A 25,178-nucleotide genomic window follows, 5' to 3' on the forward strand; every position below is an offset into this window, starting at 1 on the left:
TAACTCCATTTTTTGGAATGGCTTGTAAATTATAAGTTTTATTATATCAATAAATATAACCCGTGTTAGTGCGAGATTACATTTTTATTTTTAGATTTTTCAGTAAACCAGTTGCTGCGGATGATTGTTTAGATAAGTTAATAGCTTTTAAAGCTGTTGTAGGTCTAGTCATATTGGTTTTATGCTGAGCAGGTTAGGAAGGACTTTTTGGTCTGGCGAATTGTAACCTTATCCAACTCCCGGGCATATCTTAATAGAAAACAAAAAAGGCTGCTTCATAAAGCAACCTTTTTGAAAAAATATTAAAAACCTTTTTTTAAAGCTTAACTGATAAACTTAAAATAAGTTGAGATGGCCTGGTATCTATTCTTCCTTCCGGAATATCTGCAAAATCGGCTTCGTTATCGCTAAAACCTCTTTCGTAACGTAGGCCAACACCCAACTTTTCACCAAGGTTTACGCCAACTCCCAGGTTGACACCAACGGTAAAGTCGTTTTCAACATCTTCGAGTTCTACATCTTCCAAATCGGTATCAAGGATATATTGTAAAGAAGGCCCTGCGAACACATGTAAAGGTCCTACTATATTCAACCCGACCAAAAGAGGCATATCCAGTTTGCTCATTTTGAATTTACTGTCATATCCGCCTTCTTCATATTTAGAGTTGGTCTTGGTATATACCAACTCGGGTCGCAAATAAAGTGTTCCCATATCTAATTTCCCGAAGGCACCCAAGTGAAAACCAACTTGAGAGTCAGACCCTATATTTCCTATGTCACTGCCTATGGAAGCATCTCCGTTGGAGTTAAAGTTCAAACCTCCTTTAAGTCCAAAACCGGACCCAGATTGTGCAAAACTTGTGAAACCTGCTAATAAACAGATTATTAAAAATGTTTTTTTCATAATTGTTGTTATTTTTTAAGATGTTAATCAGGAGTATAAACTAAAAGTTGACCAGTTTATTTCCTTTTTAACACTTTTGTAACAGCTTTAACAATTGCTTCACTATTTAATCCGTATTTATCCATCAATTGAGCGGGGGTTCCACTTTCTCCAAAAGTATCTTGTGTTGCAACAAATTCCTGTGGTGTAGGATTGTTAACGGCAAGTGTTCTGGCAACGCTTTCCCCAAGGCCGCCAAGATAGTTATGTTCTTCAGCAGTAACCACGCAACCTGTTTTGGCAACAGAGGCTAAAATAGCATCTTCATCCAAAGGTTTTATGGTATGTATGTCAAGAATATCGGCAGAAATACCTTGTTTGGCCAATTCTTCACCGGCCAAGATGGCTTCCCATACCAAATGTCCGGTCGCAATAATGGTTACATCGGTACCGTCGTTAATTTTAACGGCCTTTCCGATTTCAAATTTTTGGTCAGCGGGTGTAAAGTTTGGTACGGCCGGCCTTCCAAAACGTAAGTAAACGGGCCCGTGGTGTTCGGCAATGGCTATGGTCGCGGCTTTTGTCTGGTTAAAATCGCAAGGATTGATAACGGTCATTCCAGGAAGCATCTTCATAAGTCCGATATCTTCCAAAATCTGGTGGGTGGCCCCGTCTTCACCAAGGGTAAGCCCTGCGTGGGAAGCGCATATTTTTACGTTTTTATCAGAATAAGCAATAGACTGCCGTATCTGGTCATAAACGCGCCCGGTCGAGAAATTGGCGAAAGTACCGGTAAAAGGTATTTTGCCACCAATGGTCAAACCTGCGGCAATTCCCATCATATTGGCCTCTGCAATTCCTACCTGGAAGAAACGTTCGGGGTTTTCCTTGATAAAATCTGCCATTTTAAGCGAACCTACCAAATCTGCACAAAGTGCCACTACGTTCGGGTTGGTACGTCCCAGTTCTGTTAATCCTGCTCCAAAACCGCTTCGGGTATCTATTTTTTCTGTATATGTGTATTTTTTCATTTTTCTAATTTCTGTGTTTAACAATCAGTTTTCAAACAATGGTTTAGTAATCTCCTAACGTTTCAGGATTTTGTGCCAATGCTTTCTCTAATTGTTCGTCGTTAGGGGCTTTCCCGTGCCATGCGTGCGTACCCATCATAAAATCTACACCATGTCCCATAATGGTGTGCAGTAAAATACATACCGGTTTCCCTTTTCCGGTTCTGCTTTTGGCTTCTTTTAGTCCGGCAATTACGGCTTCAAGGTCGTTTCCTTTTTCAATTTCCATGACGTCCCAACCAAAAGCTTCAAATTTAGCTTTCAGATCCCCCATTGGAAGTACATCTTTGGTGGCACCGTCTATTTGTTGGCCGTTAAGGTCTATGGTAGAAATAAGGTTGTCTACTTTATTCCCGGCGGCATACATAATGGCTTCCCAGTTTTGTCCTTCCTGTAATTCACCGTCGCCGTGCAGGCTAAATATGGTATGGTTGTCCTTGTTCAGTTTTTTTGCCAATGCCGCCCCAATGGCAACAGACATTCCCTGCCCTAAAGACCCCGATGCCACACGTATACCTGGAAGGCCCTCGTGCGTTGTAGGGTGCCCTTGCAGGCGTGAATCGATTAGACGGAATGTATTTAGTTCTTTTACCGGGAAATAACCGCGTCTGGCAAGTACGCTGTAAAATACCGGCGATATATGTCCGTTGGATAAGAAAAACAGGTCTTCTCCAATACCATCCATATTGAAGTCTGTTTTAATATCCATGATTTCGTTATAAAGTGCTACAAAAAATTCGGTACAACCTAAAGAACCGCCGGGATGTCCGGAGTTTACGTTGTGTACCATCCTTACAATATCCCTTCTTACTTGGGTAGTCAAATTGTTTAATTGTTGTGTGTCTGGCATTTGTGATTGTTAAATTTAATTATCATAACAAAAATAAACCTTTATAAATCCACAGCAAAGTAATTTTGTACACATATTCGCCATATTTGTTTTAAATGTAAAGGTTTTAAGTGTTATTTATGAAGTTGAAGCTGTTTTGTTGATTATCTTTGCAGATTTAAATTGATAAGTAAGCATAGTAATTGTATGGTAATTGGCCGTAGGGAGAGGTTTTATAACTTTTAACTGAAGCATTTCCAAGCTTGGCCAACAACCAGCACCTAATTGATTAAATGGATTTTAAATTACATACAACCGATGCCGGTAGCAAGGCAAGGGCTGGGGAAATAACAACTGGGCACGGTACCATTGAAACACCTATTTTTATGCCCGTTGGAACGGTGGCCTCGGTAAAAGGAGTGCATCAAAGGGAGTTAAAAGAAGATATCAACCCGGATATTATCCTGGGGAATACCTATCATTTATACCTACGCCCCAAAACCCCCATTCTTGAAGCGGCAGGCGGATTGCACAAGTTCATGAACTGGGGCAGGAATATTTTGACCGACAGTGGAGGGTACCAAGTATATTCCTTGTCTTCAAACAGGAAAATCAAGGAGGAAGGCGTAAAGTTTAAGAGTCATATTGATGGGTCTTATCATGTTTTTACCCCAGAAAACGTTATGGACATTCAGCGCACCATCGGGGCCGATATTATCATGGCCTTTGACGAGTGCACCCCATATCCATGCGATTACAATTATGCCAAGCGTTCCATGCACATGACACACCGTTGGCTGGACAGGTGTATAAACCGTTTTAAGGAAACCCCCGCTAAATACGGGTACGAGCAAACGCTTTTCCCCATTGTTCAAGGGTCTACTTATAAAGACCTAAGGATGCAGTCGGCAGAATATATTGCCAATGCCGGGGCCGAGGGAAATGCCATCGGTGGCCTGTCGGTCGGGGAGCCTGCCGAAGAAATGTATGCCATGACCGAAGTAGTTTGTAATATCTTGCCAGAAGACAAGCCGCGCTATTTAATGGGGGTAGGGACACCTATCAATATTTTGGAAAATATTGCCCTGGGGATTGACATGTTCGATTGCGTTATGCCAACAAGAAATGCGAGGAACGGAATGCTCTTTACGGCACATGGTACCATCAACATAAAAAATAAAAAATGGGAAGACGATTTTTCTCCTATTGATGATATGGGCATCACCTATGTAGATACCTATTATACAAAGGCATATCTAAGGCACTTGTTTGCCGCCAATGAATATCTAGGCAAGCAAATTGCCACCATTCATAATCTAGGATTTTATTTATGGTTGGTTCGTGAGGCTAGAAAACATATATTAGCGGGAGATTTTTCCCAGTGGAAAGATGGCATGGTAAAGCAAATGGACAAACGGCTGTAAGCGTAATTACTGAGCATAAAGTTGTTCGTGAACGGGATGTAATAAAAACAGAAATAAAAAAATAGGTGAAAATAATAGATTGGTATATATTAAAGAGGTACTTGCTTACCTTTTTTACGATGATTATGCTGTTTATCCCGATAGGCATCATGGTCGATGTATCCGAAAAGGTAGATAAAATGATAGATAACGAGGCACCAACGGCTGCCATTCTCTCTTATTATATCGATTTTACCTTTTATTTTGCCAGCTTTTTGTTTCCTATATTTCTTTTCTTGTCCATTATTTGGTTTACTTCCAAACTGGCCAATAATACAGAAGTTATAGCCATTTTAAGCTCGGGCATATCTTTTTGGAGGTTTTTACGGCCTTATTTTATAGGGGCAACCATTATCGCTATCTTTTCCTTTATCATGGGCATGTTTATAGTGCCCGAAGCCAGTGAAGGTTATAACGACTTTAGGATAAAATATTTAAAAGGAGGAAGGGATAAGGGCCGCGAGACCACCAATCTCTTTAACCAGATAAACGACGATGAATATATATATGTGAGCAGTTTTACACCAAGCACAAAGATCGGGTACAACTTCACTTTGGAGCATTTCGATGGAAATACCTTAAAATATAAAATCAAGGCGAGTAATATCCGCTGGATAGACAAAGACAGCATTTATCGTTTAAGCGGTTATATAAAGCGGGGGGTTGGCGAAAACGATGACATTCTTGAAAAGCAGAACAGGCTGGACACGGTTTTCGATTTCGATCTGGACGACCTTACCCCGGTTTCCTATGTTGCCGAAACCAAAAATTTATTCGAACTGAACAGGTTTATTGACGAGCAGCGCAAAAAGGGAGCGCCAAACATCAACACCTATTTGGTGGTTAAATACAAACGCTGGAGCTTGCCTATTTCGGCATTTATATTAACCATTATTGCCGTTTCTGTATCTTCCATGAAGCGAAGGGGCGGTATGGGGGTCAATTTGGCAGTGGGGATTTCCCTGGCCTTTATTTTTATCTTTTTTGATAAGGTTTTCGGCACCATGGCCGAGCAATCGGACTTTTCGCCTTTATTGGCCGTTGCCATTCCTAATATTTTATTTGGTGTCCTGGCCATCTATCTCTTAAACAATGCTAAACGATAAATTAAAAAACTATCTCCATTTACATTTTATAGTGTTTATTTGGGGGTTTACCGCAGTGCTAGGCGCGCTCATAACCATAGACGCTATTCCGTTGGTTTGGTTCAGGATGCTGTTGGCCTCCTTTTTTGTATGGCTGTACGTGGCTCTTAACAAGTTCACCTTAAAAGTACCCAAAAAAGCACTTATTACCATGCTTATTGCAGGTTTGGTCATTGCCCTGCACTGGATTACCTTTTTTAAGGCAATAAAAGTCTCCAATGTATCCGTAACCTTGGCCACCATTTCAACGGGCGCTTTTTTTACGGCCGTTCTGGAGCCTATTTTTTACAAGCGGAAAATGATTTGGTACGAAATTGTGTTCGGACTTGTGGTCATTGCCGGTTTGTTTATTATTTTCAATGTAGAAACCCAATACACGCTCGGGATAGGCTTGGCGCTTATTTCGGCATTATTGTCTGCTACATTTTCATTAATCAACGGAAAACTGGCAAAACAGTACCGTCCATCGGTTATTTCATTTTATGAGCTCGGCAGTGGTGTAGGGTTTATTACTTTGTATTTATTGTTCTCCGGAAGTTTTTCTGCTGAATTTTTCAAGCTTTCTGCTTCCGATTGGATGTATTTGTTACTTTTGGCAAGCATCTGTACCGCCTATGCATTTATAGGTTCGGTAAAAGTGATGAAGCTTATAAGTCCATATACCGTTATGTTAACAATAAACATGGAGCCTGTGTACGGAATTGTACTGGCTTTTGTAATTTTGGGGGCATCAGAAAAAATGAGCCACGGTTTTTATATCGGGGCCGTAATAATAATTATGACAGTGGTGGTAAACGGGATTTTAAAAAATTCGTTAAAAAGAAAACGGCCTATCGGGCAGGCTAAATAGTATAAAGTTTTATATTTGTACGCTAATAAATTTTCAAAACAAAACTCATGGAGTATTTAGATTTTGAGTTACCAATTAAAGAGCTTGAAGAACAGCTTGATAAGTGTAAAGTTCTTGGATCGGAAAGCGATATCGACGTTTCCGATACCTGCAAGCAATTGGATAAAAAATTAGAAAAGACCAAAAGAGACATCTATAAAAACCTGACTGCATGGCAGCGGGTTCAATTGTCAAGGCATCCTTCAAGGCCATATACCCTTGATTATATCAAAGCTATTTGTGGCAATACGTTTTTGGAGCTCCACGGCGACAGGAACGTAAAAGACGACAAGGCCATGATTGGCGGATTGGGCAAAATAGGCGATCAGACCTATATGTTCATCGGCCAGCAAAAAGGGTACAATACCAAAACAAGGCAGTACAGGAACTTTGGAATGGCCAACCCCGAAGGATACCGAAAGGCATTACGATTGATGAAAATGGCCGAAAAATTTGGTATTCCCGTGGTATCGTTAATTGATACTCCCGGTGCCTATCCCGGAATTGAAGCCGAAGAAAGGGGGCAGGGAGAAGCCATTGCAAGGAATATTCTGGAAATGACACGCCTTAAAGTGCCTATTATTGTACTTATTATTGGCGAAGGAGCTTCCGGCGGTGCCTTGGGGATAGGAGTAGGAGACCGCGTACTGATGTTGGAGAATACTTGGTATTCTGTAATTTCACCGGAGTCGTGCTCGTCCATACTCTGGAGGAGCTGGGAATATAAAGAACAAGCTGCCGATGCTTTAAAATTAACCGCTACCGACATGAAAAAACTGCACTTGGTGGACGATATTATTAAAGAACCATTGGGCGGTGCCCATTCCGATAGGGAAACAACTTTTAAAACGGTTGAAACTCAAATTGCTTCGGTTTATGAAGAGTTAAAAAAGTTATCCCCAGCCCAGTTGGTAAAAGAACGTATGGATAAATATGCCAACATGGGGGTCTTTAAAGATTAAAACCCCGTGTTTGTTACCTTAATGTTAAGACCGAAGTTTTTGCTTCGGTTTTTTTTACCTTTATTAACAGGAATTAAAAGTTATCAACAGTTAAATTGTTGATGACCAGTTAAAAACCAAAGATACTTTTTAACCGCTTTTCAGGTTACAATTATATACATTCGCATTCATGGAAAAAGTGAACCCAATACATGGAGTTAAAGTTGATAAATCAAATGTCATCCAGCTGGAGAAAGGTAAAATACCTCCGCAAGCCATTGATTTAGAGGAAGCTGTGTTGGGGGCCATGATGATTGATAAAAAAGGGGTAGATGAAGTAATTGACATTTTGCATCCCGATGCGTTCTATAAAGACGGCCATAAATATATTTACGAGGCCGTGGTGCAGTTGTTTGAAACCTCCGAGCCGATAGACTTATTAACAGTTTCGGCCCAATTGAAGAAAAATAAAAGACTGGAGTCCGTGGGAGGCGATTTTTACCTTATCCAGCTCACCAAAAAAGTATCCTCTTCGGCACATATTGAATTTCATTCCCGAATTATCTTACAAAAGTTTATCCAGCGCAGCCTTATAAAGATTTCAAGTGAAATCATTGAAGATGCCTATGATGAAGGAACCGATGTTTTCGACCTTTTGGACAATGCCGAGGCCAAATTATACGAAGTAACGCAAGGAAACATAAAAAAATCTTCTGAAACTGCTCAGAGCTTGGTAATCCAGGCAAAGAAGAAAATTGAAGAAATCTCCAATAAAGAAGGGCTCAGCGGAATCCCGTCAGGATTTGACAAATTGGATAAACTAACATCCGGTTGGCAGCCCAGTGATTTGATTATTGTGGCGGCACGTCCGGGAATGGGTAAAACAGCCCTAACCCTTTCCATGGCAAGAAATATTGCCGTAAATTCCAATATCCCTGTTGCTTTCTTTTCGTTGGAAATGTCTTCCGTACAGTTGATTACCCGTTTAATTTCTTCTGAAACCGGCCTGTCTTCAGAAAAATTGCGTACCGGAAAACTGGAAAAGCACGAATGGGAACAGCTCAACGTAAAGGTGAAGTCGCTTGAAACAGCACCACTTTTTATTGATGATACCCCATCGCTTTCTATTTTTGACCTTCGGGCAAAAGCACGCCGATTGGCCTCTCAGTTCGGAATTAAAATGATTATAATTGATTACCTGCAATTAATGACCGCCGGGGGAAGTCAAAAAGGAGGGAACCGTGAACAGGAGATTTCTACCATTTCCAGAAACCTAAAGGCTTTGGCAAAAGAGCTGGACGTGCCCGTTATTGCACTTTCCCAGTTGTCGCGCGCCGTGGAAACCCGAGGCGGAAGTAAGCGACCGCTTTTGTCCGACCTTCGTGAATCTGGAGCGATTGAACAGGATGCCGATATTGTATCTTTTATATACCGGCCCGAATATTACAAGATCGAGGAATGGGACGATGAAGAAAGAAGCCCGACACAGGGACAGGCGGAATTTATCGTGGCAAAGCACCGTAACGGGGGCTTGGAGAACATCCGACTCAAGTTTATCGGGCAGCTCGGTAAGTTCGACAACCTCGATGATTTTGATTCCCCGTTCGAATTCCAATCAAAAATGAACAAAGGGGAAGAAAATCCATTTATCACCAAAGACCTTCCCAGTGCCGACGAGGCCTTTGGAAGTTCCATGAACGATGATTTTTCCGGTGGGGACGATGATGTGCCGTTCTAGGCAGCATTTGGAAACAAAACAATATCCGGTATACGATAATATTTTAAAGATTCAATCCATCAATAATTAAACACTTCGGCCAAAGCATATAACAGATGTCCTAAAACATATAGTAAAATATAACTTGCCGTGCTTTTTAATTATGCTATTTTTGATATTCCTATAAAAAAAGCTGCATATAACAAGTGAATATAGAGAATAAATTAATACAAATTGCTATTAAAGCAGCGGTCCGGGCAGGCATAAATATCATGGAGGTCTATAATGGTGCTGATTTTGATGTTTCCCTTAAAGCAGATAATTCCCCAATTACCAAAGCAGATAAACGAGCCAATAAAATTATCACCCAAATTTTGTCGACTACGGGAATTCCCATTATAAGCGAAGAAAACAGTATAATTGATTATAGAGTTAGGAAGCATTGGGAACAATGCTGGATTGTTGACCCCCTGGATGGGACCAAGGAGTTTGTAAAAAGAAATGGGGAATTTACGGTAAACATAGCCTTGGTAAAGAATCAAAAACCAATACTGGGGGTCGTATATGTCCCGGTGACCAAAGCATTATATTATGGCGTAGTTCCAAAAGAGAAGGCATATAAAACCATTCTTGATAATCCATCAGAAGAATTCTTCATTAGTGGTCAAGAATTATCGGGACCCGAAAAAAATTCATCAACAATAAAGATCGTTGGAAGTAAGTCGCATATGTCTTCAGCAACAAAAAGAATCATATCAGCTATAAAAAAGGGATCGAAAAAGGTAGAAATGGTATCCGTTGGGAGTTCGCTGAAATTTTGCCTGTTGGCAGAAGGAAAAGCAACCATCTACCCAAGGTATTCCCCTACCATGGAATGGGATACGGCTGCTGGACATGCCCTTTGTAGTGCCATTGGATTACGGGTTTTGAATGCAGAAACCCAAGATCCGTTAAGATATAACAAAAAAGAGCTGATAAATCCGTCATTTATTGTAAATTAAATGCAAGATAAAACCAGAAAGAGACATATAGCCAAAGCTATAACATGGCGCCTGGTAGGGACAATAGATACAATTACATTGTCCTGGATTATTTCCGGAGACCCATTTACAGGGCTTAAAATAGGCCTGGCCGAAGTAGTGACAAAAATGTTTTTGTATTATTTTCATGAGCGTATATGGTTTAAGGCCAATGTCCCCGATAGTAAAAAACGCCATCTATTGAAGACCGTTACCTGGAGGATTCTGGGAACCATTGATACTATGGTGCTGGCATGGATTATCTCCGGTGACCCGTTTACCGGGCTCAAAATTGGTTTTGCAGAAGTGATTACCAAGATGGTCTTGTATTATTTACATGAAAGGACCTGGTACAGAATAAATTTTGGACTGGATAAAAGAAACAATAGTACAACATAAATGGAGAAAAATATATTTCCATATCAATTTAAGGTTACCCAAAAAGACCGGAATAAACTTAACAGGCACAATTCCTTGCTTGTTTGGTTTACGGGATTGTCTGGTTCTGGTAAATCTACCATTGCCGATGCCCTGGAGCAAAAATTGCATTCCCGGGGAATAAAAACAATGGTATTGGATGGCGATAATATTAGGAGTAGTTTATGCAGAGGGTTGAATTTCAGTAAAAAAGATCGTTCTGAGAATGTTAGAAGAGTAGCCGAGACAGCCCGTTTGTTGCTCGAATCGGGGGCCGTGGTTTTGGCAAGTTTTGTATCACCCTACAAAAAAGATAGAGAATATGTAGAAAAGACGATAAAACCTAATATATTTGTCGAAGTTTTTGTGAATACGAGCATTGATATTTGTGAAAAGCGAGACCAAAAAGGCTTGTATGAAAAGGCAAAAAGCGGAACATTGGACAGTTTAACGGGTGTTTCCGCGCCTTATGAAAAACCAGAGAAACCAGCGGTTGAAATTACCGAAAAGGACAGTATACAGGAAGCTGTCGAAAAAATATATATAGAAATTAAGGATAAGTTAGAACTCAATTAAGAATGAGTAAGTATTATTTAAATTATTTAGACGAGTTAGAATCGGAAGCCATATATGTACTGCGTGAAGTTTGGGCACAGTTTGACAATCCGGTTATTTTATTTTCCGGTGGGAAGGATTCCATTGTAGTAACACATTTGGCAAAAAAGGCCTTTTATCCGGCAAAAATCCCATTTGCACTGATGCATGTGGATACCGGTCATAATTTTCCTGAAACCATTAAATTTAGGGATGATTTAATAGAGAGTTTGGGCGTACGTTTAATTGTAGGTTCCGTTCAGGAGTCCATTGATCAAGGGCGCGTTGCCGAGGAAAAAGGTAAAAACGCTACCAGGAATGCACTACAGATTACTACATTGCTCGATGCCATTGAGGACAACAAAGTTGATTGTGCAATTGGTGGAGGCCGACGTGATGAAGAAAAAGCAAGGGCAAAAGAGCGTTTCTTTTCACATAGGGACGATTTTGGGCAATGGGATCCAAAAAATCAGCGTCCTGAACTTTGGAACCTTTTTAATGGGAAACATTTTGAAGGGGAGCATTTTAGGGCTTTTCCGATAAGCAATTGGACTGAAATGGATGTTTGGAACTATATAAATCGTGAAAACATACAGATTCCTTCGTTATACTTTGCGCATGAGCGTAAAGTAGTTTGGAGAAGCAATTCATGGATTCCATATTCAGAATTTTTACAATTGGAAGAAGACGAGGAAGTAGTAACCAAAAAGATCCGTTTTAGGACACTTGGGGATATAACCATTACCGGAGGGATTGAAAGCGAAGCTGATACCGTTTCCAAAATAGCACAGGAGGTTTCGGCAATGCGGCAAACCGAACGTGGAAACCGTTCGGATGATAAGCGTTCTGAAACAGCCATGGAGGATAGAAAAAGACAGGGATATTTTTAAGATTAGATTTAAAGAGAAAAAATGCAGATAGATAACAATCAATTATTAAGATTTACCACTGCCGGAAGTGTAGATGATGGGAAAAGCACCTTGATAGGAAGGCTGTTATACGATTCCAAATCTATTTTTGAGGATCAGTTGGAGGCTATTGAAAACACCAGTAAAAAGAAAGGGCATGAAGGCGTGGACCTAGCGCTCTTTACCGACGGCCTTCGAGATGAAAGGGAGCAAGGAATTACCATTGATGTGGCCTATCGTTATTTTACCACTCCGAAACGGAAATTTATTATAGCCGATACACCGGGGCATATTCAATACACCCGAAACATGATTACGGGGGCCTCCACCGCCAATGCGGCCATTATATTGGTAGATGCACGCCATGGGGTTATTGAACAGACCAAGCGACATGCCTTTATTGCTTCATTGCTTCAAATACCCCATATTATTGTATGCATCAATAAAATGGATTTGGTGGAATTCAAGGAAGAAGCCTATGATAAGATTATTGCTCAATTTGAGGAATTCTCATCAAAATTATTGGTAAGAGACGTTCGTTTTATTCCAATTAGTGCGCTTTTAGGGGATAATGTAGTAAAGCGTTCCGAAAACATGGAATGGTATCAAGGGGCGCCGTTATTGCACACCTTAGAGACGATGCACATTAGTAGTGATATCAATAAGGTAGATGCGCGTTTTCCGGTGCAGACTGTTCTTAGACCTCAAAGTGAAGAGCACAGAGATTACAGAGGGTATGCAGGGAGAATATCAAGCGGGATTTTTAGAAAAGGGGATGAGATTACGGTCATGCCTTCCGGGTTTACTTCCAAGATAAAATCGATCGACACCTTTGAAGAAGAAGTAAACGAGGCCTATGCCCCTATGTCTGTTTCCATTACTTTGGAAGACGATATTGATATCAGCCGTGGCGATATGATCGTGCGTACCAAAAACAAACCGGAATCCTCACAGGATCTGGAAGTAATGCTATGTTGGTTGAACAATGAAGCCGCTAAGCCAAGAACCAAATATGTGGTACGCCATACATCCAATGAACAAATGGCCATGGTAAAAGAAATTATCTATAAAATCGACATCAATACCCTTGGAAGGAGTAGTGAAGACAGAGAAATGGAGATGAATGATATTTGCAAGGTAAAACTGCGCACAACCAAACCATTACTGTTCGATTCTTATAGGGAAAACCGGATGACGGGAAGTTTGATTTTAATCGACCCAGCAACCAATCAAACAGTAGCCGCCGGGATGATCGTTTAAAATTAAAGAGGTAGAATTAACAAGCTGGAGTATGCTATATGTTCCGGCTTTTTTATTTATGGATTCTTTGTTTATCTTTACTTTCCTAAACAACCTGCATACATTATTAAAATGGCTAAGACCATTATTAAATATACTAATTTGGCCTCTTGGCTTGAAGAGTCATTATTGAAGATTGATTCTCGAAGAGTCCTTACCTTTTTAGAGCGCGGAGAAATAGAAAAGGAAAATTTCCTAACTGGGAGACAGCTTCATGAATTTTCTATAAAATATGCTAATGCAATCCTTGAGAATTCAAATTTTAAAAAAGATTCGGGCCGTCCAGTTATCCTTGCTATGTCTCCAGGACTGGATTTTGTAATTTCATTTTTTGCATGTTTGTATTCCGGAGTTATTTGTGTGCCGGTTCCTGTTTCAAAAAATAGGTTAACGCTAAAGCGTTATGAAAGTATTATTAAGAACTGTGGAGCCAAAGAGATATTATGTGACCATACCGGCTATCATACCTCGCTATACTTATTGAAGGACAATTTTTGTCAAGTTGATAAATTAATAAATATTCACCAAGAAGATTTTTTTAAAAAAACATGTAAAAATGATTTAAATGGTTTTGGAAAGAAACTTTCAGACCCTATTTATATTCAATATACCAGTGGTTCTTCAAAGGACCCTAAGGGAGTAGTCTTGAGTAATTCAAGTGTAATTCACAATGCCACCTTAGCAGGTGGATTATGGGATATGAATTCGAAGACTACGGCCGGAAGTTGGCTACCGATGTATCATGATATGGGGCTAGGAATGATGTTATTTATAATATTACATACAGGACATTTTGTGTTTATGTCTCCCTTAGCATTTGTACAAAAGCCTGTTAGATGGCTTAAAATGATTTCACATTATAAAATTTCCTTAAGTGGTGCACCACCATTTGCTTATAATTTATGTATAAATAAAATTTTTGATAGAGATTTAAGCAGAATGGATCTTTCTTCTTGGAAACGTGCATATTGTGGTGCTGAAACAGTTCCCAAGACTGTTCTTAAGGCTTTTAAAGAAAAGTTTTCAAAATACAATTTGGATCCCAAATCCGTTTTTGCTTGTTATGGGATGGCAGAGGTTAAATTGTATATAGCAGGTCAGCGTTGTGAAAAAGCGTTAGAAACAGCTGATTCAGTTGATAATTATGTAGCACCTATATGGCTTTCAGAAGAAACTAAAAGTCAGATTAAAATTGTAGACCCGGTTAAATTAAATATCAAAGATGAAGGTAACAAAGGAGAGGTATGGGTTCAAACAAAATCAAAGGGGCTAGGATATATTCAGCAATATAAAGAAAATCGAATTGATATAAATGATACTGTATTCAATGCTAGTATTTCAGAATTATCTGGCTTATGGCTTAGAACAGGTGATTTGGGGTTAGTTTCTGAAAATCAACTTTATATATTAGGGAGGATTAAAGATAGTTTAAAAGTGAATGGGATGAATGTTTCTCCAGCTGATTTAGAATGTTATGTAGGAGGGCTTCATCCAAGTTTAAATGAATTTGGAGCTGCTGCATTCAGGAGCTCAAATAAAATTGAAGGAAGGGCACATTTATTAATAGAATTGCATGCATCAAATGAGAATTCTATTGATTTTTTATCTCTTGAAGATAAAATTAGAAAGGGTGTGTTAACCAATTTTTCAATTGGGCTGGATGATATCCTAATTCTTAAAAGGGGCACACTGGAACGTACTTCCAGCGGGAAGATCCGACGTCAAAAAATTAGAGAGCAATATTTAAAAGAAAACTATAGCCAATATATGGTCAACTAAGTATTTTAGAATGAATAATAACGCTATTGTATATAAAGAAATTGAGGATATTCAATTGGCTAAGGAGGTACTGAGACATCCTAGTTTTGGAGTGATTAGAATGGATCAATACCTGGAAAAACTACAAGAATTAACAAAAGAAGATTTGGGTTTGCTTATTAGATTTTCCAAAAAATCTTTGATTTTCCAATCAGGAGAATCCCATATAGAGTCCCGCCGTTTAATTGCTCATTTTTTTAGTCATCGGGAAGTACAGAGATGGAGGGACAGCATTGGAAACATCGTTGAAGATATTATGGCAGACCATACATCAAATGATATTGAGGTATTGTCTGATTTTAGTGACCCCTTATTTGTCAGTTCAATGATTATGGTAATGGGTATACAAGTGAAAGAAGAGGATTTGTTCTTAGAGCATATAAAAATAGCTAAGGCTATTACGGAACCACTTTTATCCAAAAAAAGATTGAGAAGAATTCAAATATCTCTGGAATACTTAATAAATCTCGTCAAGGAATCATTTAAAGAAAAAGACTATGAAGAACAATCATTCTTAAGTCATATAAAGAATAAAATTGAAAAGCCATGGGATAAATATGAAGAACTTCATATTCTTGTGGTTAGTTTAATTATAGCAGCTCATACCTTTAGTGAAACTTTTGTGATAATAATGTCTAAGTTAGCTTCTCCTATGAATGATTTGTGGAGTAAAACAAAAGATTTCGAGTGGTTGAATAAAAGAATAGATGCTTTTATCAGGCTATACCCAACTACCCAAAGTATTGGTCGAAGAGTTATTAAGGATTGTAATATATTGAATACCCAATTTCAAAAAAATGAAATAGTATATATAAAGGTTCCTATTGTTAATCGCAATCCGATTTTTACAGACGAAGAAGATATCTTATCCGGAACTGAAGAAATAAAATGTCCTTTTTCACATGTTTCTTTCGGCGGAGGGATTCATAAATGTCCGGGAGCTTCTTTATCTAGAATGATTTTTATGGAAGCTTTTTCAATATTAGCATCAAAATTTCCTGAATTTGTTTTAACTAAGCCTTTGAATACAAAAAATGTTTCATTTATGGTATCAATTCCTTCTGATTTACAGGCTCGGTTGAAATTAATGAGTGATATTTAATTTTTTTACTATGTCAGAAAATAGAAATGCCAACAAATCACATAAAGCCTTTGTTTATATTAATGATATAAAAACAGCTATGGAGATAAGCATGGATAATCATTTTGGACCACCCCGGATGAAACAACATTTGCTAGAAATAGATGCTCAAAGTAATCTAGATTTATCAACCCTTATATTAATTGTAGAGAATGCTCTTTTTTTTATGTCCGGAGAAAGGCATGCCATATTAAAACAGCGTATACTTAGGATAATTGGTCCTGCTAAAAAAAGAAAATGGGATTATATTATTGAAGAGGCTATTAGTGAATCCATTTCCAATCTTAGCGCCACTAAACAGATAGATTTAATAGCCGATTTTACCTATCCCATTTACAGAAATGCCACACAAAGATTATTGGGAATTTCACCAGAGAACCCCCAAATCTTCGAATATTGGGTCCCTAAACTTCAGGAATTGTTAGAACCTTTACTTCCCCTTCGTACTTTAGGGAAAATGGAAGAGGCTTTTAAATCACTGCTACAGGAGGTTAAAAGAAATAGGAATACCAATACGGATATGAAGAAGAACGAATTTATTCCGCTTATAGACGATTTAATAAAAAATCCAATTAAGAATTTTACCGATGATGATTATTATGCTGTGATACTTGTATTGTATGGAGCAAGTTTAAATATATCTCAGACATTAGGGAACATATTATTTCAATTGTTGAAAGCGCCTGAAGAAATAAAAAAAATGGCAAGTAATCCTAAATGGGTAAACCGAAACCTTGAAAGGCTTATTAAATCGGCAGGCTCAGCGCCATATGTTCACAGGGTAAGCAGTGATGATGCTCGGTACGGGGATTATAAAATTAAAAAAAATGACAATGTTCTTTTGGATTTACCACAGATACATACCGGAGGCTGCCCATTTCAGCAATTGGATTGGGGTGAAGAAAAAATTGGTAGGAACGATCATTTAGCTTTTGGCAGGGGAATCCACTATTGCGTGGGGGCCGGATTTGCACGGCACCTTATGGAGCGAGCCATAGTAATGTTGTTTGTTGAATATCCAGATCTAGTTATTGTTGAACAGACCTTGGATATTGTTGAAAACAACCCTATTGTTGCCTTGAATAGCTTAAAATGTAAATTAAACGAATAATATAAAGATGAATAATTTAAAAGAAAACGATATTATTGAATTTGTAAGGTTAAAGATTGTAGAACGAACAGACATTGATATAGATGATATTACCGAAGAGAGTAGTTTGGAAGAAATTGGTCTTGGATCTCTTGATGTAGTTTTAATATCCGGTGAAATTGAAGATGAATTTAAGGTTGAGGTCGATCCCATGATGATGTTTGAAAGTAAAACTCTAAAGGAAGTAGCCAGTAGGGTAATAGCATCTAAATGAGTTTAAAACAGTGTCATATTGGGTTGTCCGTCTCGGGCCACGATCCTGCTATTGCAATAATAGATGAGAAAGGGGAAGTAGCCTTTGCAGAGGCTACTGAAAGATTTGTCCAGCAAAAAAGGGCTTGGGGTATTTTACCGGATCATCCAGAGCATATAAGAAGTATACTACCTAAGTATATTGATAATAATTCCGAGATTTTTATTGCAAAGACATGGTTGAGTTCCAAAAGGGAATTACCATTAAATGTTTCCGGAGGATTTATGTTTGAAGATAATGATATTAAATGGCTATTAGGCCTTCAATCTTATTCTTTTAATGAAGCAGGAAATAATATAAGGCATCTATATGGAGATAAGGTTAAAAAGGACGAATGTTTTGATCATCATTTGACCCACGCTGTTAACGCATCTTATAGTGCCCCCTTTAGTAATGCATTATGTCTGGTGATTGACGGGGAAGGAGAGGTAGGTGCAGCAAGTCTTTATCGATTAGAATCAAGAAGGTTAAAAAGAATATGGAGGTCATGGGGCCCGGGTAGTTTGGGGAGTTATTATGGCCTATTGACCAAATTATGTGGTTTTGACTGGAGGGTAGGAGAAGAATGGAAAGTGATGGGGCTTGCCGCTTACGGGAAGTTTGATATAAGTATCCTAGATAACCTTAAAAAACTAGTGCAGGTAAAAAACGGGAAATTGTTTTTCCCACCTTCAAAGGAAGTTCTTGATTTACTAGTTGAATTGAGAAAAAGCGGAAGAGAACATAACGAAGATATTATGAAGGCCTCGGATCTTGCTTTTAATGGACAACTTGCTTATAGTTATTTTCTGGACCAAATATTGAAATCGATACAATTAGAGAGCGATGAGAATTTGATTTTAACTGGTGGTTGCGCATTGAATTCAGCATATAATGGTACTATAATTAAAAATCATAATTTTAAAAATATCCATGTGCCTAGTGCCCCTGCAGATGACGGAAATGCCGTGGGAGCTGCCTTGTTATCATGGATGAAATACAATCAAACAAATAAGATTCCATCGGGAGATGGCTCTCCTTATTTAGGAACCGATATCAGAGATAATTTAACCAAAAAAAAGCGACAGGCTATTTTGAAACACCACAGTTTTTCTCGTGTGGAATCATGCATAGCTGATAGTGGATATCAAGTAGCCCAACTTCTCTATCAAGGAAAAATTATAGGAATCATGCGCGGAAGGGCCGAGTTTGGCCCAAGAGCATTGGGGAATAGGTCTATTCTAGCTGATCCTTCTCGATTAAATTGTAAGGAATATATCAATTCCAGGGTAAAAGGAAGAGAAGATTACAGGCCTTTTGCCCCGGTAGTTTTTGAAAAGGATATCAAACGATTTTTTGATTATAATTTACCCTCACCTTATATGTCTTATACATTGCCATGGAAAGAAGATTTTTTGAAAAAGATACCCGGAGTGGTTCATCATGATAATACAGGTAGGTTACAAACTATAAACAAAGAGAGGAACCCTTGGCTGTCAAGTGTATTGAATGAGTTTGAAGCCTTGGGAAAGTTACCAGTATTATTAAATACCAGTTTTAATGTAATGGGTAAACCAATCATCCATTCTGTTGAAGATGCAATGGCTGTATTAACTACAACTGGCCTTGACGGTTTGTTAATTGACGATCTGCTCATTGTAAAATAAAAAAGCATGCTGTTTACTTCGTTGGAATTTGTATTTATTTTTTTTCCATTGACATGGATAATATTTTTCTTCTTATCAAGAAAATATAAATCTTTCTTAGCAGTTTTTTTATTAATTACTTCATGGGTATTTTGTTTTCTAACCTCTATCCAAGGACTTGTTATTTTATTATTTTCAGTTATTTTCAATTATATCATAGGGTCCTTTATCAGTAAGAAAAATGGCAACAATCTCTTAAGATGGACCATTTTTGGAATAGTAGCCAATATTACTGTATTATTCTATTTTAAATATGCCAGTGGGAAATTATCTTTTTTGATAGAGAATAGTGATAAAATGTCTGAGAATTATGTGGCATTTGGTATACCACTTGGTTTATCCTTTTACACATTATTTCAAATTTCGTATTTAATAGATCTATATAAAAAAAGAAAAGAAAATTTGCCTCTGATTAATTACGCGTTGACAGTATCCATGTTTTCTCAATTACCTGCGGGACCTATCTTAGTATACAAAAATGCATACAATAAGTTTAAAGATATTGGGAGGAATGATCTAAATATGGATATGGTGAATAAAGGGGTTTCACTCTTTGTTTTTGGCTTATACAAAAGGGCTCTATTTGCACAACCAATGAGCCTACTGGTGAATGAAGTGTATGATAAACTCAAATTGGGAAGTGAAATTACAGTTTTAGATTCCTTGATAGCAAGTTGGGGCTTTTTATTACAATTATATTTTGATTTTTCCGCGTATTCAGATATGGCAATAGGGATAGCTTTGTGTTTTGGCATACAGTTACCAATTAATTTTAATTCACCGCTGAAGGCTAAATCTGCAGGTGATTATATTCTAAGGTGGCATATTTCTTTAATAGCTTTTACAAGAGACTATGTGTTTGTACCGGTATCCAATTCAGTTAGAAAATATTTAAAAGGTTCTTCTGTTAAAAAACAATTGTGGGGTTGGATTTTAGGGACTTTTGCGGCTTATATGGTAATCAATACTTGGCATTCACCAACGCTGAATTTTTTGCTATATGGAATAATTGTAGGGGTTTTTGTTATAATTAGCCAAATGACAAATTTAAAATTACAAACAGCATTAAAATTAAAATCTCATAAATTTTTAAAACTGTTATACCCCTATTTAAGTCAACTTATGCTTTTAATTGTGGCTTCTATTATTACTATGTCTTTAAGGGCTGAAAATATGCAAATGATTCAAAAGGTCATAAAAGGAATTTTTATATTCCCTATGAGCGCAAGTACGTGGTTTGAATGGAAAAGTGTAAAACTATTTGGATATGGAACATTAGGCGTTTCTATAATTTTATTTATGAGTATCACATCTCTAATTGCAATATCAGGGCCCAATACTATGGAGATATTTAAAATAATCAGGATTAAAAAAACTGTATGGTATACGAAGTATTTTTGGAATCCAACTCTAATATGGGGCATAATTATCGGAGTATTACTTTTTTTATATTTGATTTTAGGAGATAGTTCTAAACAAGATTTTATATATGCACGATTCTAAAAATAACTTTACAAAGACGGTTTTCATAGTTTTTGGTGTATTAACCCTACTTTTAGGGCTATTTAATTTTATAATTGATCCTTATCGCTTACATAAAAAGCGAATACCTGGAATCAATGATCAAGTATGTAGAGGTTTTTTTTCATACAATTCAATGGATAACTTGATGCAATATTATTTTTCAAAATATAATGATGAACCTAATTTGATTCTAGGTACCTCTCATATCATTAGAGGAGTCCCCGATTGTCGATTTACGGATATATTCAAAATGGGAATAAGTAGTATGAGTATCGAGGAGGCAGCTTTAATACTAGAAAAGCTATTGGACAAGAAAAAACTTCCTGATAATATTTATATTGAATTGATGGCTGGAGAATCGATTTCATTCCAAAATGGAAAACCGAATCGAATCAATGATAAAATTTCTTGGTATAGGAGGTTTATTGATATTAAAACTTTGAGAATGACTTTTAGTACTATAAGAAATAGCATAGGGCTTAAGACTATTATCTGTGGTGTCCCGGACATTTCAGATACCTTTGTTGATAAGGTAGATGGGACGGAATATGTTCGAAGAATTCAAGAAGAGGAATACTTATCATGGTTAAGTCTTATTGATAAGTTAAATAGAAAAATTGGAGATCATAAGGTTAATATTACTTTTTTTACCTCTCCTTTGCCATATGGAGCAATGAGTAGTGTAAAGGCTAAGGGGATATCTAGATATAATTATATGGTGATTAATAAAGTTATAAATGCCAGTAAAAAATATAACAATATAATGTGTAATTATATTGACTTATTAAATTCAAGTATTGGTGCTGATTATATTCCTGGGACCACTTCTTTTAATCAGGGCTGGTATGATGCTTCTCATTATAAGTCAAAAATAGGAGAAAAAGTCGTAGATACATTGCTTCAAGTGACCCAAAAATAATTTGTTGGATAAAGCATTTTTAAAGCTTGATTTTAATATATATATAGAAATCCCAAAGCTTTTGTTAACACTTTCATGAGTTTCGTTTAGAAAACCTATTTTTACGTATTATTGAAAAATGCGGATCCTTTATCAACTAAATTGGGTATAACAACCGTATTTACATAATAAGGTTTCAAAATAAAATTTTCAAAAAGTTGAATTTACACACATGAAAGAAAAATATAAAATTGCCATAGTAGGTCTTGGGTATGTAGGGTTGCCCTTGGCCGTTGAATTTGCCATTAAAGGTTTTTCGGTAATCGGTTTTGATATCAATCAAAAAAGGGTTTCCGAGCTTAAACAGGGAAAGGATGTAACCGATGAGGTTATGGGTAACGAATTGGAAAAAGCAGAAAGTTTGGTATTCAGTTCAGATGAAAACGATTTAACCGATTGCAATGTATACATAATTACAGTACCGACCCCGGTAGATGATTTTAAACAGCCGGATTTACGCCCCTTAATTTCTGCAAGTACCACCGTAGGGAAACACCTTAAAAAGGGCGATATAGTCGTGTACGAATCCACTACCTATCCCGGATGTACCGAAGAAGACTGTGTGCCTGCGTTGGAATCTTCAAGTGGATTAACTTTTAACAAGGATTTTTTCTGTGGATATTCCCCGGAACGTATCAACCCGGGCGATAAACAAAGAAGGCTTAGGAACATTATGAAGGTAACTTCCGGAAGTACCCCGGAAATCGCCGAGGAAGTTGATAAACTATATGGAGCCATCATAGAAGCAGGAACACATAAGGCATCGAGCATAAAAGTAGCCGAAGCCTCCAAGATTATTGAAAACACACAGCGCGATATCAATATTTCTTTAGTAAATGAACTAGCCCTTATTTTTGATAGGATTGGCGTGGATACCGTTGAAGTATTGGAAGCCGCAGGGACTAAATGGAATTTTTTGCCATTCCGGCCGGGATTGGTTGGCGGACATTGCATCGGGGTAGATCCGTATTACTTAACCCATAAAGCTGAGCATTTGGGATATCATCCGCAGGTAATTTTATCGGGAAGGCGTATTAATAACGATATGGGCGTTTTTATTGCCAATAAAATTGTAAAATTGATGGTGAAAGACCAGCTTCCGGTTAAAAATGCCAGAGCCTTGGTTTTAGGGATAACTTTCAAGGAAAACTGTCCGGACGTAAGAAATTCGAGGGTAATCGATGTTATTGATGAACTGGAAGGTTTTGGGCTCGATGTGGATACATACGATCCCTATGCCAACAAGGAAGAAGTTAAAAAGTATTACGATGTTGATTTGATTGATGAAATAACCGATAGGTACGAAACCATTGTACTTGCAGTTGGACATAAAGAATTTGCCGATTTAGATTTCGATACGCTAAAATCTGGTCCGCGGACCATTATTTATGATGTGAAAAGCTTTCTTCCGAAGGAAATAGTGACCGCAAGATTATAAGAAGAACGTAAGTGAGCGTAGAAAAACATACCAAAAAAATATTAATAACCGGAGGAGCCGGCTTTATCGGTTCTCATGTGGTTCGATTGTTTGTAAATACATATCCCGATTATAAAATTGTCAATTTAGATGCATTGACATACGCAGGCAACCTGGAGAATTTAAAGGATGTTGAAGGTAAACCAAACTACACATTTGTAAAAGGAGATATTACCCATGCCGACTTTATCTATAATTTATTTGATAAATACCGATTTGACGGTGTCATCCATTTGGCGGCCGAGAGTCATGTAGACCGCTCCATAACCGATCCGTTGGCATTTGTAAAAACAAATGTTATTGGCACGATGAATTTGTTGAATGCAGCTAAAAAACTTTGGTTGGATACGCATCAGGATAGCCGGGAAGGGGCTCGTTTTTATCATATCAGCACCGATGAGGTGTATGGTTCTTTAGGGGAAAATGGACTTTTTACGGAAGAAACGGCATACGATCCAAATTCTCCCTATTCAGCATCTAAGGCAAGCTCGGATCATTTTGTCAGGGCTTACGGGGAGACTTATGGATTGCCATATGTTATTAGTAACTGCTCTAATAATTACGGTCCCAATCAATTTCCGGAAAAATTAATCCCATTATTCATCAATAATATTATCAAGAAAAAGCCTTTGCCCGTTTATGGTGATGGAAATTACACACGGGATTGGCTCTATGTTATCGATCATGCAAAAGCAATAGATTTAATTTTTCATAGAGGTAAGAACGGAGAAACCTATAATATTGGAGGATTTAACGAGTGGAAGAATATTGATTTGGTGAAGATTTTATGTAAATTGATGGATAAAAAATTAAAAAGAGCAGAAGGTGAATCGGAAAGATTAATCACCTATGTAAAAGACAGGCCGGGGCATGATTTACGTTATGCCATAGATGCCACTAAAATAAATAAAGAATTGGGCTGGAAACCATCGGTAACCTTTGAGGAAGGGTTAGAGAGAACTATTGATTGGTATTTGGGGAATCAACAGTGGTTGGAAAATATTACAACGGGAGATTATAAAAATTACTATAAGGAACAATACAAATAGTAGTGTTTTTCTATATATATGATATATAAATAAGCTTAAAGCTAAAAAAAATGAAAGGAATCATACTTGCTGGCGGATCGGGAACAAGGTTACATCCATTAACATTGGCGGTAAGCAAACAATTAATGCCCGTGTATGACAAACCTATGATTTATTACCCGCTTTCAACATTGATGAGTGCTGGGATAAGAGAAATTTTAATTATTTCTACCCCAAAGGACTTATCCTTGTTTAAAGAATTGTTGGGAAATGGTGAAAAATATGGTTGTAAATTTGAGTATGCCACACAAGAACATCCAAACGGATTGGCAGAGGCCTTTATTATAGGGTCTGATTTTATAGGAACTGATAAAGTAGCATTGATTTTGGGGGACAATATATTTTATGGAACAGGTTTCGATAAATTATTGCGGGAGAATGTTGACCCGGATGGAGGAATTGTATATGCATATCATGTTCACGACCCAGAACGCTATGGTGTGGTGGAGTTTAATAAAAACAATCAAGTGATATCCATTGAAGAAAAACCACTAGAACCTAAATCCAATTATGTAATACCAGGCATTTACTTTTATGATAATGATGTGGTTGAAATAGCAAAAAATATAAAACCCAGTAAACGTGGTGAGCTGGAAATAACAGATGTTAACAAGGTATATCTAGAAAAAGGAAGGTTAAAAGTAAGTGTAATGGACCGTGGGACTGCATGGCTGGATACGGGAACATTTCAATCTTTAATGCAGGCATCACAATTTGTAGAAGTAATAGAACAAAGACAAGGGTTAAAAGTAGGTTCTATTGAAGCTACAGCTTTTGAAATGGGATATATTACAAAACAGGAATTCAAGAACTTAGCAGAGCCTTTAGTAAAAAGTGGTTATGGCAAAAAATTATTGAGTTTATTAAAATGAAGCTATGTAGTTGTAGTTTCGCAATATGATAATTCAAT

General features: G+C 37.6%; 23 protein-coding genes. 20 read left to right on the top strand and 3 right to left on the bottom strand.

Annotated elements, in window-relative coordinates; translation table 11 throughout:
- Positions 1-316 precede the first annotated feature (316 nt).
- The 3 genes from PSF86_RS02605 to PSF86_RS02615 are packed head-to-tail and all read right to left on the bottom strand — an operon-like array spanning position 317 to position 2,803.
- Positions 317-904 (bottom strand): porin family protein, encoded by a 588-nt coding sequence (locus PSF86_RS02605; protein ID WP_277898503.1) that lies wholly within the window; start codon positions 902-904, stop codon positions 317-319.
- Between the two features lie 56 nt (positions 905-960).
- Positions 961-1,914, bottom strand: a complete 954-nt coding sequence (locus PSF86_RS02610; RefSeq protein WP_277898504.1) for a transketolase family protein — start codon at positions 1,912-1,914, stop codon at positions 961-963.
- Between the two features lie 43 nt (positions 1,915-1,957).
- The gene (locus PSF86_RS02615) at positions 1,958-2,803 is read right to left on the bottom strand and encodes a transketolase (RefSeq protein WP_277898505.1); all 846 of its coding nucleotides are present in this window, start codon (positions 2,801-2,803) and stop codon (positions 1,958-1,960) included.
- 272 nt (positions 2,804-3,075) lie between these two features.
- Between PSF86_RS02615 and tgt the strand changes: the two genes are divergently transcribed.
- From tgt to rfbA, 20 genes are all read left to right on the top strand, one after another.
- Entirely contained in the window at positions 3,076-4,206 is a 1,131-nt protein-coding gene (gene tgt, locus PSF86_RS02620) for a tRNA guanosine(34) transglycosylase Tgt (RefSeq protein WP_277898506.1), read from the top strand.
- Between the two features lie 65 nt (positions 4,207-4,271).
- Positions 4,272-5,351, top strand: coding sequence for an LptF/LptG family permease (locus tag PSF86_RS02625; protein ID WP_277898507.1), 1,080 nt, complete (start codon positions 4,272-4,274; stop codon positions 5,349-5,351).
- Positions 5,338-6,240 (top strand): DMT family transporter, encoded by a 903-nt coding sequence (locus PSF86_RS02630; protein ID WP_277898508.1) that lies wholly within the window; start codon positions 5,338-5,340, stop codon positions 6,238-6,240. The genes PSF86_RS02625 and PSF86_RS02630 overlap by 14 nt, the downstream gene beginning before the upstream one ends.
- A gap of 47 nt (positions 6,241-6,287) precedes the next feature.
- The gene (locus PSF86_RS02635; protein ID WP_277898509.1) at positions 6,288-7,241 is read left to right on the top strand and encodes an acetyl-CoA carboxylase carboxyltransferase subunit alpha; all 954 of its coding nucleotides are present in this window, start codon (positions 6,288-6,290) and stop codon (positions 7,239-7,241) included.
- Between the two features lie 169 nt (positions 7,242-7,410).
- Positions 7,411-8,958 (top strand): replicative DNA helicase, encoded by a 1,548-nt coding sequence (gene dnaB / locus PSF86_RS02640; protein ID WP_277898510.1) that lies wholly within the window; start codon positions 7,411-7,413, stop codon positions 8,956-8,958.
- A gap of 185 nt (positions 8,959-9,143) precedes the next feature.
- Positions 9,144-9,938 carry a 3'(2'),5'-bisphosphate nucleotidase CysQ gene (cysQ, locus tag PSF86_RS02645; RefSeq protein WP_277898511.1) on the top strand — a complete coding sequence of 265 codons (795 nt, stop codon included), beginning with the start codon at positions 9,144-9,146 and terminating at the stop codon, positions 9,936-9,938.
- Complete coding sequence (locus PSF86_RS02650) at positions 9,939-10,355, top strand: DUF2061 domain-containing protein (protein ID WP_277898512.1); 417 nt, start codon at positions 9,939-9,941, stop codon at positions 10,353-10,355. It abuts the gene before it with no gap.
- Positions 10,356-10,949 carry an adenylyl-sulfate kinase gene (cysC, locus tag PSF86_RS02655; protein WP_277898513.1) on the top strand — a complete coding sequence of 198 codons (594 nt, stop codon included), beginning with the start codon at positions 10,356-10,358 and terminating at the stop codon, positions 10,947-10,949. It abuts the gene before it with no gap.
- A gap of 2 nt (positions 10,950-10,951) precedes the next feature.
- The gene (gene cysD / locus PSF86_RS02660; protein WP_277898514.1) at positions 10,952-11,857 is read left to right on the top strand and encodes a sulfate adenylyltransferase subunit CysD; all 906 of its coding nucleotides are present in this window, start codon (positions 10,952-10,954) and stop codon (positions 11,855-11,857) included.
- A gap of 21 nt (positions 11,858-11,878) precedes the next feature.
- Complete coding sequence (gene cysN / locus PSF86_RS02665) at positions 11,879-13,135, top strand: sulfate adenylyltransferase subunit CysN (RefSeq protein ID WP_277898515.1); 1,257 nt, start codon at positions 11,879-11,881, stop codon at positions 13,133-13,135.
- A 111-nt stretch (positions 13,136-13,246) separates the two neighbouring features.
- Entirely contained in the window at positions 13,247-14,953 is a 1,707-nt protein-coding gene (locus PSF86_RS02670; RefSeq protein WP_277898516.1) for an AMP-binding protein, read from the top strand.
- Between the two features lie 10 nt (positions 14,954-14,963).
- A complete protein-coding gene (locus PSF86_RS02675) occupies positions 14,964-16,094 on the top strand; it encodes a cytochrome P450 (RefSeq protein WP_277898517.1) in 1,131 nt (376 codons plus the stop codon).
- 10 nt (positions 16,095-16,104) lie between these two features.
- Positions 16,105-17,244 carry a cytochrome P450 gene (locus tag PSF86_RS02680; protein ID WP_277898518.1) on the top strand — a complete coding sequence of 380 codons (1,140 nt, stop codon included), beginning with the start codon at positions 16,105-16,107 and terminating at the stop codon, positions 17,242-17,244.
- Between the two features lie 7 nt (positions 17,245-17,251).
- Entirely contained in the window at positions 17,252-17,497 is a 246-nt protein-coding gene (locus tag PSF86_RS02685) for an acyl carrier protein (RefSeq protein ID WP_277898519.1), read from the top strand.
- A complete protein-coding gene (locus PSF86_RS02690; protein WP_277898520.1) occupies positions 17,494-19,182 on the top strand; it encodes a carbamoyltransferase family protein in 1,689 nt (562 codons plus the stop codon). Before PSF86_RS02685 ends, PSF86_RS02690 begins: the two co-directional genes overlap by 4 nt.
- 6 nt (positions 19,183-19,188) lie before the next feature.
- On the top strand, positions 19,189-20,724 hold the full coding sequence (locus tag PSF86_RS02695; RefSeq protein ID WP_277898521.1) for an MBOAT family O-acyltransferase: 1,536 nt from the start codon (positions 19,189-19,191) through the stop codon (positions 20,722-20,724).
- A complete protein-coding gene (locus tag PSF86_RS02700) occupies positions 20,711-21,664 on the top strand; it encodes a hypothetical protein (RefSeq protein ID WP_277898522.1) in 954 nt (317 codons plus the stop codon). The genes PSF86_RS02695 and PSF86_RS02700 overlap by 14 nt, the downstream gene beginning before the upstream one ends.
- 211 nt (positions 21,665-21,875) lie before the next feature.
- A complete protein-coding gene (locus tag PSF86_RS02705) occupies positions 21,876-23,141 on the top strand; it encodes a nucleotide sugar dehydrogenase (protein ID WP_277898523.1) in 1,266 nt (421 codons plus the stop codon).
- Between the two features lie 11 nt (positions 23,142-23,152).
- Positions 23,153-24,229: a dTDP-glucose 4,6-dehydratase gene (gene rfbB / locus PSF86_RS02710; RefSeq protein WP_277898524.1), complete on the top strand. Its 1,077-nt coding sequence runs from the start codon at positions 23,153-23,155 to the stop codon at positions 24,227-24,229.
- Positions 24,230-24,279: 50 nt separating this feature from the next.
- Positions 24,280-25,140, top strand: coding sequence for a glucose-1-phosphate thymidylyltransferase RfbA (rfbA, locus tag PSF86_RS02715; RefSeq protein WP_277898525.1), 861 nt, complete (start codon positions 24,280-24,282; stop codon positions 25,138-25,140).
- Positions 25,141-25,178: the final 38 nt, after the last annotated feature.

The organism is Galbibacter pacificus, assembly GCF_029603165.1.
Taxonomy (GTDB): Bacteria; Bacteroidota; Bacteroidia; order Flavobacteriales; family Flavobacteriaceae; genus Galbibacter; species Galbibacter pacificus.

Bases quoted from the DNA above. Each gene is read 5' to 3' on its own strand.
- PSF86_RS02605 (WP_277898503.1), bottom strand. From the start codon at position 904: ATGAAAAAAACATTTTTAATAATCTGTTTATTAGCAGGTTTCACAAGT.
- PSF86_RS02610 (WP_277898504.1), bottom strand. From the start codon at position 1,914: ATGAAAAAATACACATATACAGAAAAAATAGATACCCGAAGCGGTTTT.
- PSF86_RS02615 (WP_277898505.1), bottom strand. From the start codon at position 2,803: ATGCCAGACACACAACAATTAAACAATTTGACTACCCAAGTAAGAAGG.
- tgt (WP_277898506.1), top strand. From the start codon at position 3,076: ATGGATTTTAAATTACATACAACCGATGCCGGTAGCAAGGCAAGGGCT.
- PSF86_RS02630 (WP_277898508.1), top strand. From the start codon at position 5,338: ATGCTAAACGATAAATTAAAAAACTATCTCCATTTACATTTTATAGTG.
- PSF86_RS02635 (WP_277898509.1), top strand. From the start codon at position 6,288: ATGGAGTATTTAGATTTTGAGTTACCAATTAAAGAGCTTGAAGAACAG.
- dnaB (WP_277898510.1), top strand. From the start codon at position 7,411: ATGGAAAAAGTGAACCCAATACATGGAGTTAAAGTTGATAAATCAAAT.
- PSF86_RS02650 (WP_277898512.1), top strand. From the start codon at position 9,939: ATGCAAGATAAAACCAGAAAGAGACATATAGCCAAAGCTATAACATGG.
- cysC (WP_277898513.1), top strand. From the start codon at position 10,356: ATGGAGAAAAATATATTTCCATATCAATTTAAGGTTACCCAAAAAGAC.
- cysD (WP_277898514.1), top strand. From the start codon at position 10,952: ATGAGTAAGTATTATTTAAATTATTTAGACGAGTTAGAATCGGAAGCC.
- cysN (WP_277898515.1), top strand. From the start codon at position 11,879: ATGCAGATAGATAACAATCAATTATTAAGATTTACCACTGCCGGAAGT.
- PSF86_RS02670 (WP_277898516.1), top strand. From the start codon at position 13,247: ATGGCTAAGACCATTATTAAATATACTAATTTGGCCTCTTGGCTTGAA.
- PSF86_RS02675 (WP_277898517.1), top strand. From the start codon at position 14,964: ATGAATAATAACGCTATTGTATATAAAGAAATTGAGGATATTCAATTG.
- PSF86_RS02680 (WP_277898518.1), top strand. From the start codon at position 16,105: ATGTCAGAAAATAGAAATGCCAACAAATCACATAAAGCCTTTGTTTAT.
- PSF86_RS02685 (WP_277898519.1), top strand. From the start codon at position 17,252: ATGAATAATTTAAAAGAAAACGATATTATTGAATTTGTAAGGTTAAAG.
- PSF86_RS02690 (WP_277898520.1), top strand. From the start codon at position 17,494: ATGAGTTTAAAACAGTGTCATATTGGGTTGTCCGTCTCGGGCCACGAT.
- PSF86_RS02695 (WP_277898521.1), top strand. From the start codon at position 19,189: ATGCTGTTTACTTCGTTGGAATTTGTATTTATTTTTTTTCCATTGACA.
- PSF86_RS02700 (WP_277898522.1), top strand. From the start codon at position 20,711: ATGCACGATTCTAAAAATAACTTTACAAAGACGGTTTTCATAGTTTTT.
- PSF86_RS02705 (WP_277898523.1), top strand. From the start codon at position 21,876: ATGAAAGAAAAATATAAAATTGCCATAGTAGGTCTTGGGTATGTAGGG.
- rfbA (WP_277898525.1), top strand. From the start codon at position 24,280: ATGAAAGGAATCATACTTGCTGGCGGATCGGGAACAAGGTTACATCCA.